The organism is Phaeobacter piscinae (genome assembly GCF_002407245.1).
GTDB classification, from domain to species: Bacteria; Pseudomonadota; Alphaproteobacteria; order Rhodobacterales; family Rhodobacteraceae; genus Phaeobacter; species Phaeobacter piscinae.
Genome location: NZ_CP010681.1, coordinates 971,126 through 984,181, shown reverse-complemented (window position 1 = coordinate 984,181; position 13,056 = coordinate 971,126). Strand labels below are relative to the sequence as shown.

At 62.1% G+C, this 13,056-nt stretch carries 9 protein-coding genes; 4 read left to right on the top strand and 5 right to left on the bottom strand.

The features are described 5' to 3' along the window. Positions 1 to 52 precede the first annotated feature (52 nt). The 4 genes from phaeop14_RS04530 to phaeop14_RS04515 form a co-directional block, all read right to left on the bottom strand. Positions 53 to 832: a gamma-glutamyl-gamma-aminobutyrate hydrolase family protein gene (locus phaeop14_RS04530; RefSeq protein WP_040174153.1), complete on the bottom strand. Its 780-nt coding sequence runs from the start codon at positions 830 to 832 to the stop codon at positions 53 to 55. A 220-nt stretch (positions 833 to 1,052) separates the two neighbouring features. After that, positions 1,053 to 1,478 carry a GlcG/HbpS family heme-binding protein gene (locus phaeop14_RS04525; RefSeq protein ID WP_040174154.1) on the bottom strand — a complete coding sequence of 142 codons (426 nt, stop codon included), beginning with the start codon at positions 1,476 to 1,478 and terminating at the stop codon, positions 1,053 to 1,055. Between the two features lie 75 nt (positions 1,479 to 1,553). Then, the gene (locus phaeop14_RS04520) at positions 1,554 to 3,686 is read right to left on the bottom strand and encodes a malate synthase G (protein WP_096788874.1); all 2,133 of its coding nucleotides are present in this window, start codon (positions 3,684 to 3,686) and stop codon (positions 1,554 to 1,556) included. Between the two features lie 245 nt (positions 3,687 to 3,931). Continuing rightward, on the bottom strand, positions 3,932 to 4,132 hold the full coding sequence (locus phaeop14_RS04515; RefSeq protein ID WP_040174156.1) for a hypothetical protein: 201 nt from the start codon (positions 4,130 to 4,132) through the stop codon (positions 3,932 to 3,934). A gap of 121 nt (positions 4,133 to 4,253) precedes the next feature. Between phaeop14_RS04515 and pepN the strand changes: the two genes are divergently transcribed. From pepN to phaeop14_RS04500, 3 genes are all read left to right on the top strand, one after another. Beyond that, a complete protein-coding gene (pepN, locus tag phaeop14_RS04510) occupies positions 4,254 to 6,818 on the top strand; it encodes an aminopeptidase N (protein ID WP_096788873.1) in 2,565 nt (854 codons plus the stop codon). Positions 6,819 to 6,941: 123 nt separating this feature from the next. After that, entirely contained in the window at positions 6,942 to 7,394 is a 453-nt protein-coding gene (locus phaeop14_RS04505) for a hypothetical protein (RefSeq protein WP_096788872.1), read from the top strand. A gap of 166 nt (positions 7,395 to 7,560) precedes the next feature. After that, the gene (locus phaeop14_RS04500) at positions 7,561 to 8,901 is read left to right on the top strand and encodes a hypothetical protein (protein ID WP_244905807.1); all 1,341 of its coding nucleotides are present in this window, start codon (positions 7,561 to 7,563) and stop codon (positions 8,899 to 8,901) included. Positions 8,902 to 8,952: 51 nt separating this feature from the next. Here phaeop14_RS04500 and phaeop14_RS04495 read toward each other — a convergent pair whose 3' ends face one another. Then, positions 8,953 to 11,331 carry a Tex family protein gene (locus phaeop14_RS04495; protein ID WP_096788870.1) on the bottom strand — a complete coding sequence of 793 codons (2,379 nt, stop codon included), beginning with the start codon at positions 11,329 to 11,331 and terminating at the stop codon, positions 8,953 to 8,955. 172 nt (positions 11,332 to 11,503) lie between these two features. Here phaeop14_RS04495 and gatB point away from each other — a divergent pair, with 172 nt between their 5' ends. After that, positions 11,504 to 13,018 (top strand): Asp-tRNA(Asn)/Glu-tRNA(Gln) amidotransferase subunit GatB, encoded by a 1,515-nt coding sequence (gatB, locus tag phaeop14_RS04490; protein WP_096788869.1) that lies wholly within the window; start codon positions 11,504 to 11,506, stop codon positions 13,016 to 13,018. Positions 13,019 to 13,056 lie beyond the last annotated feature (38 nt).

Below are 13,056 nucleotides of genomic sequence, written 5' to 3'. Positions count from 1 at the left end.
GGTGCCTGTTGATACAAACGCAAGCAGAAGCAGCCCCGTCAGATGCCTCACATCAGGCGCTTTGCCGATGGCCCCGCGCTCCGGTCCCATCCGCCCAATCCCGCACCGCATCCCCGAAGGCCGTGAACAAGGGCCGCGACACCGGATCATTGGCGGCGTCCCATTCCGGGTGCCATTGCACCGCAAGGGTAAAGCCGGGCGCGTCTTTCACATAGATCGCCTCAGGCGTGCCGTCAGGCGCAGTTCCGTCAACCACAATCCGGTTGCCCGGTGCCTTGATCCCCTGCCCATGCAGCGAATTGGTCATCACCTCAGGCGCACCGAACAATCGGTGGAACACACCGCCCTCGCTCAGCTCCACGATATGGCGCATGGCGAATTTCTCCTCCAGCGTACCATCGGGCGGCATCCGGTGGTTCATGCGCCCCGGCAGGTCACGGATTTCCGGGTACAGCGTGCCACCCATGGCCACATTCACCTCCTGAAACCCCCGGCAAATTCCGAGGAAAGGCTGCCCCCGCTCCACACAGGCCCGCACCAGCGGCAACGCGATGGCATCGCGCGCCCGGTCAAAGGCGCCATGCGCATCGGTTTCCGCCTCACCATATTCATTTGGATGCACGTTCGGCCGCCCGCCGGTCAGCAGGAAACCGTCGAAACTCTCCAGCAGCTCCTCAACCGAGAGGAACCGGGGATCGGAGGGGATCAGCAGCGGCATGCAGCCCGCCACCTCAGCCACCGCCTCGGAGTTCATGGTTCCCCCGGCATGGGCCGGGTATTCATCGTTGATCAGATAGGAGTTGCCAATAATGCCGACTTTGGGGCGTGTCATTCTGTCCTCAGCGGTTTGGGCACCGGTCCCGCGCCCTTACGGGCGGCACGACCGGATCAGGACAATCCTACAGCCACGCTGCGGCGAGTGGCAATTCCCCTTAAGGGCGGGACCCGCCGTCAGCCCGTAAAAAGCTGCATATGGGCCGCAGCTTTCACATCGGTCATGTCGTCTGTGGCCTGTCTTCCTGCCCGACCTCGCATGATGTCGGGCAAACCAATCACGCCTCGCCGTTCAGGCCGGTGGCCCGGATGCCCGCCATCGCGGCCTCCGCGTCATTGTCGGAGGTATCCCCGGTAACCCCAACCGCACCGATCACGACCCCCGCCTCACTGCGCAGCAGAACGCCGCCCGGAACCGGCACAACCTGCCCACCATAGACACCGTTCACGGCCGCCATGAAATAGGCCTGTTGCTCAGCCCGCGCCATCTGGGCTGTGCCCGCCATGCCCAGCATCACCGCGCCGTATGCCTTGCCATGCGCGATGGCAAAACGCCCCGGAGCGGCACCATCTTCACGTTCAAACGCCAGCACATGACCGCCGGCGTCCAGAACGACGACCGATAGCGGTTTGAGCGCCATCTCGCGGCCCTTCGCCCGGGTGTGGTCAATGATGCTGCGGGCCTGATCCAATGTAAGGGTCATTTCGGTGTCCTTGATATGCTCTGGTATGTTCGCAAAAAAAGAGGCCGGGCACAGCGCCCGACCCCATCTGTTCTCTTAGCCCTGCGCCTTGAGTTCAAGACGGCGCGCATGCAGCACCGGCTCGGTATAGCCGGAGGGCTGAATTCGCCCGCGAAACACCAGATCGCAGGCCGCCTGAAAGGCAATTCTATCAAATCCCGGTGCCATAGGCGTGTAGCTGGCGTCGCCCGCGTTCTGTCCGTCCACGACTGCGGCCATTTTCTGCATCGCGGCCATGACCTGCGCCTCGTCCACAATGCCGTGATGGAGCCAATTGGCGAGCGCCTGGCTGGAAATCCGGCAGGTTGCACGATCTTCCATCAGGCCCACATTGTGGATGTCGGGCACCTTGGAGCATCCCACGCCCTGATCGACCCAGCGCACCACATAGCCCAGAATACCTTGCGCGTTGTTTTCGATCTCCTGCGCGATTTCGGCCTCCGACAGGTTTTCGCCCTGCATCACCGGGATGGTCAGCAGATCATCCAACGTGCCCCGCGCGCCGCCCGCTTTCAGCTGATCCTGCACCTGATGGACGTTCACGCGGTGGTAATGCGTGGCATGCAGCGTCGCGGCGGTTGGCGACGGCACCCAGGCGCAGGTCGCGCCGGATTTCGGATGGCCGATCTTGGCCTCCAGCATCTCGCCCATGCGATCCGGCATCGCCCACATGCCCTTGCCGATCTGGGCCCGCCCTTTCAGGCCGCAGGCCAGACCGATATCAACATTGCGATCCTCATAGGAGGCAATCCAGGGCGTCGCTTTCATCTCGCCCTTGCGCATCATTGGCCCCGCTTCCATCGACGTGTGGATCTCGTCACCCGTCCGGTCAAGGAAGCCGGTGTTGATGAAGGCAACCCGATGTTTCGCGGCCCGGATACAGGATTTGAGGTTTACCGAAGTGCGACGCTCCTCATCCATGATGCCGATCTTGACGGTGTGACGCGGCAAGCCCAGCGCGTCTTCGACATGGGCGAAAATTCGGTCGGTAAAGGCAACCTCCTCCGGCCCGTGCATCTTTGGCTTCACCACGTAGACGGACCCATGCAGCGAGTTACCGCCCTCCGCCTGAAGATCATGCATCGCACACAGGACGGTGGTCATCGCATCAATGAAGCCCTCGCCTGCCTCGCGCCCAGCGCTGTCGCGGACGGCGGGGTTGGTCATCAGATGGCCGACGTTGCGCACCAGCAGGAGAGAGCGCCCCTTCAGCACCAGTTCCGAGCCATCCGGTGCGGTGAACGTCTGGTCGTCGTTCAGCACACGGGTGAAGGTTTCACCACCCTTCGTCACCTCTTCGGCGAGGTCGCGTTTCATCAGCCCAAGCCAGTTCGTATAGGCCGTGACCTTGTCCTCACCATCGACGCAGGCCACGGAATCTTCGCAGTCCATAATGGTGGAGAGCGCCGATTCCAGGACAATATCATTGATCCCGGCCTGATCGCCCGTGCCGATGTTCCCGTTAGCATCCACCACGATCACCGCGTGCAGGCCATTGTTCTTCAACAGAATCTTGCCCGGCGTGGCCGCATCGCCTGCATAACCTGCAAACTGCGCGGCATCCTTGAGCGTTGGTATCAGCGCGCCGCCTTCCACAGACAGACCGGTGCAGTCGTTCCACGATCCCTCAGCCAGCGGGAAGGTCTGATCAAGGAACCCGCGACCCCAGGCGATCACCCGCGCACCGCGTCCGGCATCATAACCTTTGCCCTCAGGGAGATCACCCATGGCATCAGTGCCATAGAGCGCATCATAGAGGCTGCCCCAACGGGCATTGGCCGCATTCAGAGCAAAGCGCGCATTGGTGATTGGCACCACCAGCTGCGGTCCCGGAACATTCGCGATCTCATCGTCGACATTCTGCGTCTCGATCTCAAAATCGTCGCCCTCAGGCAGCAGATAGCCGATATCGCGCAGAAACGCCTCATAGGCGGCGGCGTCATGGGCCTGCCCTTTGCGTTCGATGTGCCAGGCGTCAATCTGTCCCTGTAGATCCGCACGTTTTGCCAGAAGGGCGCGGTTCTCATCGCCCATCCCGTTGACCAGCCCGGACAGACCGGCCCAGAACGCATCCGCTGTCACACCAGTGCCGGGCAAAGCCTTGTCTTCGATGAAGGACACCAGCGTGTCAGCCACCTGCATATCATGACGTTCCTGCATCCCGCTCATGGGGTGATCCTCCTGTAAATGCGCGTTTGCAGACCCGGATACACCAAAAGTTTCCTATCAGCAACGATGGTGGTAATATTAGTTTACCAATTCAGGCGAAGCTGCTTCAAATAAACACGATAGGTGTTGTTCTCCCTTTAGGATTTCCCGGAACAAACCCAGCGCTATAGAAAAAACCAAAAAAAGACCCGGCAGAAATCTGCCGGGTAGGTCGGGGAGGAACTCTAGGTGGTCGGGGGTGTGGGTCAGTCGTCCGCGATGGTCGCCTGCACCTCGGCAGCCGTCTGCGGTGCTTCAACGACGTCTTGCTCGCCGCCTTTGTTGAAAACCCAAAGCAGGAAAACGGCAAACATCAGCAGCACGGCGACCACAACGCCCCGAACCCCCAGCAGGGCCGGCTTGTGCAGCTTCTCTTCGCGTTCAACATTGGTGTCAGGTGCTGACATGGGCCGCTCCTTTGTCTACAAGTTTGCGCGGTTGCTGGCGCGGGGCCGCAGCCGCTGGTACACAGGCTTGTAATAGATACGCTGACCGACCCGCTCGGGTTCCACGGAACAGGAAAAAACCATGAAAGATGCCGCGCCCACCACCGCACCGGAGACATTTTATCTGAAAGATTACAAACCTTTCGGATTTGAGGTGGAGGCGGTAGAGCTGACGTTCAAGCTGGCGCCGAATTCGACCCGCGTGCTGAGCAAGATCCGCTTTGCCCCCAAGGAAAACGCCGCCGATCCGCGGTTTTTCCTGCACGGTGAGGCCCTGAAACTCATCTCCGCCAAGATCGACGGCGCACCCGTGACGCCGGAGCTGATCGCGGGTGGTCTCATCTGCGACACACCCGACACCCCCTTCACCTGGGAAGCGGAGGTGGAGATCGACCCCGCTGCCAACACCGCGCTGGAAGGGCTTTATATGTCCAGCGGCATGTATTGCACCCAATGTGAGGCCGAGGGGTTTCGCAAGATCACCTATTACCCTGACCGCCCTGACGTGATGTCGACCTTCTCGGTCCGTATCGAAGGGAATGAAAAGGTCCTTCTATCCAATGGCAATCCCACTGGGTCAGGCGACGGTTGGGCGGAGTGGCACGATCCATGGCCGAAACCGGCCTATCTCTTTGCGCTGGTGGCCGGTGATTTGGTGAACCATCCCGACAGCTTCACCACCCGGTCCGGCAAGGATGTCGAACTCAACATCTGGGTCCGCCCGGGAGACGAGGGCAAATGCGCCTTTGGCATGGAAGCGCTGAAGAAGTCGATGAAATGGGACGAGGATGTCTACGGCCGCGAGTACGATCTGGATATCTTCAACATCGTGGCAGTAGATGATTTCAACATGGGCGCGATGGAGAATAAGGGGCTGAACATCTTCAACTCCTCCTGCGTTCTCGCCTCGCCCGAGACCTCCACGGATGCCAATTTCGAACGGATTGAGGCGATCATCGCCCATGAGTATTTCCACAACTGGACCGGCAATCGCATCACCTGCCGCGACTGGTTCCAGCTGTGTCTGAAGGAAGGCCTGACCGTCTTCCGCGATGCCCAGTTCACCGCTGATATGCGGTCAGAGCCGGTGAAGCGGATTGAGGATGTGATTGCGCTCCGCGCGCGCCAGTTCCCGGAGGACAACGGCCCCCTCGCTCACCCGCCGCGCCCGGAACAATTCCAAGAGATCAACAACTTCTATACCGCCACCGTCTATGAAAAAGGCGCTGAGGTCATTGGGATGGTGAAGCGCCTTGTGGGCGATGAGAATTACGCAGCGGCGCTGGATCTCTACTTTGACCGGCACGACGGTCAGGCCTGTACGATCGAAGACTGGTTGAAGGTGTTTGAGGATGCCACCGGGCGTGACCTCAGCCAGTTCAAACTCTGGTACAGTCAGGCAGGCACCCCGCGGGTGCAGGTCTCTGAGGACTATGCCGACGGTCGCTATACCCTCACCTTTGAGCAATCGACGCCGCCCACCCCCGGCCAGCACGACAAGGCCCCTCGCGTTATTCCAATCGCGGTGGGGCTGCTTTCCCCCAACGGCGGTGAAGTGCGCGCCACGGAGGTGCTGGAGCTGACCGAAGCCAAGCAGAGCTTCACCTTTGATGGCATCGCCGCGAAACCCGTGCCCTCCATCCTGCGCGAGTTCTCGGCCCCGGTGATCCTGGAGCGCGAGACCACCAACGCAGAACGCGCCTTCCTGCTGGCCCATGACACTGATCCCTTCAACCGCTGGGAGGCGGGCAACGCTCTGGCCACCGAAACCCGCGTCAGCATGGTGACCGAGGGCGCCGCGCCCGACGGGGCCTATCTGGATGCGCTGGAGAAACTGGTGCGCGATGACACGCTTGATCCGGCCTTCCGCGCGCTGGTGTTGTCGCCGCCCAGCCAATCCGAGATTGCCCAATCTCTGCACAACCGAGGTGTCACCCCCGATCCGCAGAAGATCTACGATGCGGCAGAGACCTTCGCTCAGACGCTGGCGCAACAGCTGGAGACCAGCCTGCCCCGGCTTTATGCCGCGACCACCGTTGATGGCCCCTATCAGCCCGATGCCCATGGTGCCGGTCTGCGGGCGCTGAACGGTCGTATCCTGTCCCTGCTTACCCGGCTGGATGGCGGCGAACAGGCGGCACGCCAGTATCAGGCCGCTGACAATATGACCCAGCAATATGCGGCGCTGGCATCACTGATGAAGGCGGAAAATGGCGAGAGCCAAAGTCAGGCGTTCTTCGACCAATGGCAGAGCGATCGTCTGGTGATGGACAAATGGTTCGCCCTGCAGGTGGCCTGTGCCGCCCCCGATGCGGCAGCCGGGGTTGCCTCAGACCTCACCGGTCACGCGCTCTTTGACATGAAGAACCCCAACCGCTTCCGCGCCGTGATGGGCGCGCTGGCGGGCAATCACGCGGGCTTCCACCATGTCAGTGGCGCGGGCTATCAGCTGCTGGCAAAGAACCTGATCGCGCTGGACAGCCTGAACCCCCAGACCACCGCGCGGATGTGTGCGGCCTTCCAGACCTGGAAACGCTACGACAGTGCGCGACAGGCCCTGATCCGGGTTGAGCTGGAGCGCATCCTCGCCACAGAGGGTCTCAGCCGGGACACACATGAGATGGTCAGCCGGATCCTGCAGGGGTGACGCCCAAGCCACGCAGAAAGAGCGGGCGGCCTGACTGCCCGTTCCCCTCTGTAGATCTGGAAACGGTGCAGCTTTGCCGTCAGCCGGATCTCGGTGACACCCGCCGTGCCGTAGGTCTGGCGGGTGTCTGACGGCGGTGTCTCCTCCACGGCGTATCGCTACAGCCGGACCGCCCGCACACCGCGCCTCACCGTGGCGCTTGGCCTCTGGGCGGTCGGCATTCTGATCATAACGCTGTATTTCTCCGCCGCCGTCTGGATCACTGTGATGCTGGCGCTGCCTCTGCTCCCCGGCCTGTGGGAGCTATGGCGCAACCCTACTGCGATGCTGGCGCTGGACAGCAAGGGCCTTAGCTGGCGTAACGCCGCCTCCGGCAGCACAGATATCCCCCTGGATCGGATCAGCCACATTCGGCTCGACAGGCGCTGGGATTTCTCCCATCGCGCCACGGTTTTCACAGACAGCGGCAAACGCCTGCGTATCCCGCCGGATTGCCTGCCGCCGCATCAGCGCTTTGAGCAGGCACTGATTGCCGCCAATCTGCGGGTTGAGCGACATCATTTTCAGATCTTCTAGCGGTCTGCGCGGCGCCTCCGCCGCAAACCCAACTCTTAACGCCCGTTAACCTGCCACTGGAATATCCCAATCGTCCTCTGCAATGGCGCGCGCGCGCCATGATTGCGCCCCAAAGCCGGGTCAGTTTGTTTTCAGTGATTTAAGCTGCCAGCACGCGGACATCGATATGCTCAAAAAAAACACCCCAGCGCGCGATCTTTTCAAACAGGTTTTTGCGACATTTCTGCCCGGCGACGGGCGCGCACAGACTGTCCAGACCGCCGATGGTCACCCCGTCCGCTTGCCACAACCAACAACGGTTCAGGACAGCACCTCCGAGCCGCGCAGTCACAGCAGCGCCATCACTCAATCAACCGAGCAACTGATCGTGCCAATCTGCGATCCTGCGCACTCAGACAGTGACTGCGCGGCACTGCAGGATCAGGGGCAGTTCCTCGCCCGTCAGGATCGCTGGGCTGACCTCTCCGCCCGGATCGCAGAGGCTGATAGGGCGCGACGCAACACGCCGCATGGCCTTCCCGTCGCCGAACTGCTGGCCCATGGTGCCCGCGGCGATGTGGTCAATGCCGTCGAACACGCGCTGAGCCTCGGCCACGCCGCAGACCGGCGCAAGATGATCGAAGGTGTCATGGGGCTGGAGGCCATGTCCGTCGAGTATCGCGACGATCCCTATCTGCGCACCTTGGTGGCCCTGGCCCATATTGATGTGGCGTGGATCTGGCGGGGGTATTCCGACGTCTTGTCGATCACAGTCGCCAACGGTCAGCGTTGTGCAGCCCATTTCGACAGGGCCGCCGCGCTGTTGCACCCGCTGGATGGCATTGCGCTCGACAGTCCCTTCATAGCCGCCGCCAAAACCGCTCTTCTGGCCGGGCAACGCTCTGCCGGAACCACGCAGGTCGCCGATGACTTTGCAGCGCTCATTGATCTTGACCCCGACAACCATCGCCACATGCGCAGTCTGGGCACCCATATGCTGCCGCGCTGGTTCGGCGACTATACCGCGCTCGAACTGGAGGCCCGCCGCACCGCCGCCCGCACCGAGGCCACTTGGGGCCACGGCGCCTATGCCTGGGTTTATTTCGACGCCATTGCACTGGACCCAGAGGCCTGCGCCCGCGTCGATATCGACTTCTTCATGGACGGTCTGCGCGATATCGTGGCCCGTCGCCCAGATCAGGAGATGATCAACCTTCTCGCCTCCTATTGCGCTGTGGCCCTGCGCTACGGCGAGGAAGCCGCCACCAAAGGCCCCCCGCAGCGCGCCCAAATCGTGGAGGCCGCAGAATGGCTGATCCGCGATCACCTGCGCGAAATCCATCCCCTGATCTGGGCCCACGCAGCCCAGCGGTTCGACAACAACCTGCGCATCGCCTCCCCGCGCCGCTTTGCCGATCACGGACGCAAGGATGCACTGGCATTTATCGCGAAACTGTTCCGCAATGAGATCGAGGCAGGCCAGAGGGTGGAATTCTCCGCCAGCGGCCTGAGGGTCTCCTCAAACTAGCACAGGCGCCTCGCGCGCCTGCGTGGCCCTCGTGCTCCATCCGGTGTCCTGCTATCGCTTCTTGAAAGCATCCATCAGAGCGGCCCCCAGCGCGCCGGTATTCTGATCAGTCTTCTGGCCGGAGTTTTGACGCGCGCTTTGAGTTTTGCCCTGCTTCTGCCCCGGGCCCTTATGCCTGCCATGAGCTGACGCAGGCTTGCCGCCCTGTCGCGGGCCTGCCCCCTTGGCCGGTCCGCGTGCGTTACGCTCCTCTTTGGCAAAGGCTCCGCCGTCCTTCTTCATGGTCAGCGCAATCCGCTTGCGCGGCACATCCACTTCCGTGACGGTGACCTTGACCACCTGGCCAGTCTTCACCACCTCATGGGGGTCTTTCACAAACCGGTCCGCCAGCTGGCTGACATGCACCAGCCCGTCCTGATGCACGCCAATGTCCACAAAGGCGCCAAAGGCTGCAACATTGGTCACCGTGCCTTCCAGTACCATACCGGGCTTAAGATCGGTAATCGTCTCAACCCCATCCTTGAACGAGGCCGTCACAAAAGACGGACGCGGATCGCGGCCCGGCTTTTCCAATTCCTCAAAAATGTCGCGCACAGTCGGCAGTCCGACCTCGCCGCCGACAAACTCCTCTGCCCGCAGAGACTTCAGCGCTGCCCCGTCGCCCATGATCTGACGAATATCGCGCCCGCAGGCAGCCACAATCTTGCGCGCCACGGCATAGCTTTCGGGGTGAACCGAGGACGCATCCAGCGGCTCCTTGCCATCCCGGATGCGCAGGAAACCGGCGCATTGTTCAAACGCCTTGGGACCAAGCCGCGCCACTTTCAGCAGCTCGAGGCGCGAGGCAAACGCCCCGTTCACATCGCGATGGGCGACAATCGCCTCTGCCAGACCGGGGCCAAGCCCCGAGACATGGCTCAAGAGCGGCGCCGATGCCATGTTAAGATCCACGCCCACCGCGTTGACCACATCCTCGATCACCGCCTCCAGTGATTTTGACAGTTTATGCTGATCCACATCGTGCTGATACTGGCCAACACCGATGCTCTTGGGTTCGATCTTCACCAGCTCCGCCAGCGGATCCTGCAGACGCCGCGCAATGGACACCGCCCCACGCAGGGACACATCCAGATCCGGGAACTCCCGCGCCGCCAGTTCCGACGCCGAATATACCGACGCACCCGCCTCGGACACCACCACCTTGGTCGGCGCCTTGATCTTGGCGGGCAGGTGTTTCAGCACCTCTGCCACCATCCGCTCAGTCTCGCGGCTGGCGGTGCCGTTGCCGATGGCGATCAGCTCGACGCCATGTTCCGCGATCAGCTTGACGATGGACACCTGCGCCCCGCGCAGATCGTTCTTCGGCTGGAAGGGATACAGCGTTTCGGTGGCCACCAGTTTCCCGGTCGCATCAACCACCGCCGCCTTGACGCCGGTGCGAATGCCCGGGTCCAGCCCGAGAGTCGGCCGCGCACCGGCTGGCGCTGCAAACAACAAGTCTTTCAGATTGCGTGCAAACACCTGGATGGCGTCTTCCTGCGCACGACCGCGCAGGTCTCCCATCAGCTCCAGCATCATCGACAGCGACAGCTTCACCCGCCAGGCCCAACCCGCGACCTTGCGCAGCCAGATATCCCCCGGCCCGTTGCCGCCCGCGCCCAGCTCCGCCGCAACCATGCCTTCGGCCCGCGCGGCACCTTCTTCCGGCTCCGGCCCCACATCCAGCGTCAGCACGCCCTCGTTTGACCCACGCAGCATCGCCAGCGCCCGGTGCGAGGGCACATCGGCCCAACGCTCGGTATGGGCGAAATAGTCGGAGAACTTGGCGCCCTCCTGCTCCTTGCCCTCGATCACCTTGGCGGTGACCACCGCTTCCTTTTGCAGGAACCCCCGCAACCGCCCCAATAGGGCCGCATTTTCCGTCAGCCGCTCGGTCAGGATATCGCGCGCGCCATTCAGCGCATCCTTCACCGTTTCCACCGCCTCGGTAATGTACCCTTCCGCCAGCTTTTCCGGGTCTATGCGGCGGTCGGCCAGAATGGCCTCTGCCAGTGGCTCCAACCCGTTTTCGCGGGCGATCATCGCCTTGGTGCGCCGCTTTGGCTTATAAGGCAGATAGATATCTTCCAGCTGCGCCTTGGTCTCAGCCTTAGCGATCGAGGATGCCAGCGCATCGGTCAGCTTGTCCTGCGATTTCACCGACTCAAGGATCGCCGCCCGCCGCTTTTCCAGCTCACGCAGATACTCCAGCCGTTCCGCCAGCCGGCGCAGCTGGGTGTCGTCCAGACCCCCGGTCGCCTCTTTCCGGTAGCGCGCGACAAAGGGCACGGTGGCGCCTTCGTCCAGCAGCGCGACAGCGGCGCTCACCTGTTTTGCGGCAGCGCCGATTTCCGTGGCAATGGTCTGGCTGATACGGGCGGATGTGTCCAAGGCGGCCTCCTGTTGAACTGCTCGGGCTGCCAGTTCTATCTGCACGCCCTAACCCCGCCAAGAGGGCAAATACCGCCGCGGCAATCCCGTGCCGCCATTGCCCTCTTGCTCCTGCCCGCGCAGAGGCCTAGAACGCTTGCCAACTATAGACATTCGGATACGGCGGAAAACCATGCTCGACCTGACATATGAACTCCCCAAGCCCAAAGTAATCGCGGGCGCCAAGCATGACTGGGAACTGGTCATCGGCATGGAAGTGCATGCCCAGGTCAGCTCCAATGCCAAGCTGTTCTCCGGCGCCTCCACGCGCTTCGGCGCCGAGCCGAACTCCAACGTCGCCTTCGTGGATGCGGCGATGCCGGGGATGCTGCCGGTGATCAACGAATACTGCGTCGAGCAGGCGGTGCGCACCGGGCTGGGGCTGAAGGCGGATATCAACCTGTGGTCCGCCTTTGACCGCAAGAACTATTTTTACCCCGATCTGCCGCAGGGCTACCAAATTTCACAGCTCTATCACCCCATCGTGGGCGAGGGCGAAGTGCTGGTGGAGCTGGGCGACGGCACCGCGCGCAATGTGCGAGTGGAACGCATCCACATGGAGCAGGACGCAGGCAAGTCGATCCACGACATGGATCCCAACATGTCCTTCGTGGACCTGAACCGCACCGGCGTCTGCCTGATGGAGATCGTCTCCCGCCCCGACATCCGCGGGCCCGAGGAAGCCGCCGCCTATATCGCCAAGCTGCGCCAAATCATGCAGTATCTGGGCACCTGCGACGGCAACATGCAGAACGGCAACCTGCGCGCCGACGTGAACGTCTCCGTCTGCCGCCCGGGCCAGTATGAGAAGTATCAGGAAACCCAGGATTTCTCCCACCTCGGCACCCGCTGCGAGATCAAGAACATGAACTCCATGCGCTTTATCCAGCAGGCCATCGACGTCGAGGCCCGCCGCCAGATCGCCATCATCGAGGCGGGCGGCACCATCGATCAGGAAACCCGCCTGTACGATCCCGACAAGGGCGAAACCCGCTCCATGCGCTCCAAGGAAGAGGCGCATGACTACCGCTATTTCCCCGACCCGGATCTGCTGCCGCTGGAAATCGAACAGGCTTGGGTGGATGATATCGCCGCCAACCTGCCGGAACTGCCGGACGAGAAAAAGGCACGTTTCATCAAGGATTTCGGTCTGTCCGATTATGACGCATCGGTGCTGACCGCCGACGTGGAATCGGCCACCTTCTTTGAGGAAACCGCCAAGGGCCGCAGCGGCAAGCTGGCCGCCAACTGGGTGATCAACGAACTCTTCGGCCGCCTGAAGAAGGATGAGGACAAACAGATCACCGACAGCCCGGTCTCCCCGGCGCAGCTCGGCGGTATCATTGACCTGATTTCTTCCGATGCGATTTCCGGCAAAATCGCCAAGGACCTGTTCGAGATCGTCTATACCGAAGGTGGCGACCCGGCTCAGATCGTCGAAGAGCGCGGTATGAAGCAGGTGACAGATACCGGCGCCATCGAGGCCGCGCTGGACGAGATCATCGCAGCCAACCCCGCACAGGTGGAAAAGGCCAAGGTGAACCCCAAGCTCGCAGGCTGGTTTGTCGGCCAGGTGATGAAAGCCACCGGCGGCAAGGCCAACCCCAAGGCGGTGAATGAGCTGGTGGCCAAGAAACTGGGCGAGTGAGCGCAAGCCGCCAGTCGCAGATCAGACCGAATTGCAGA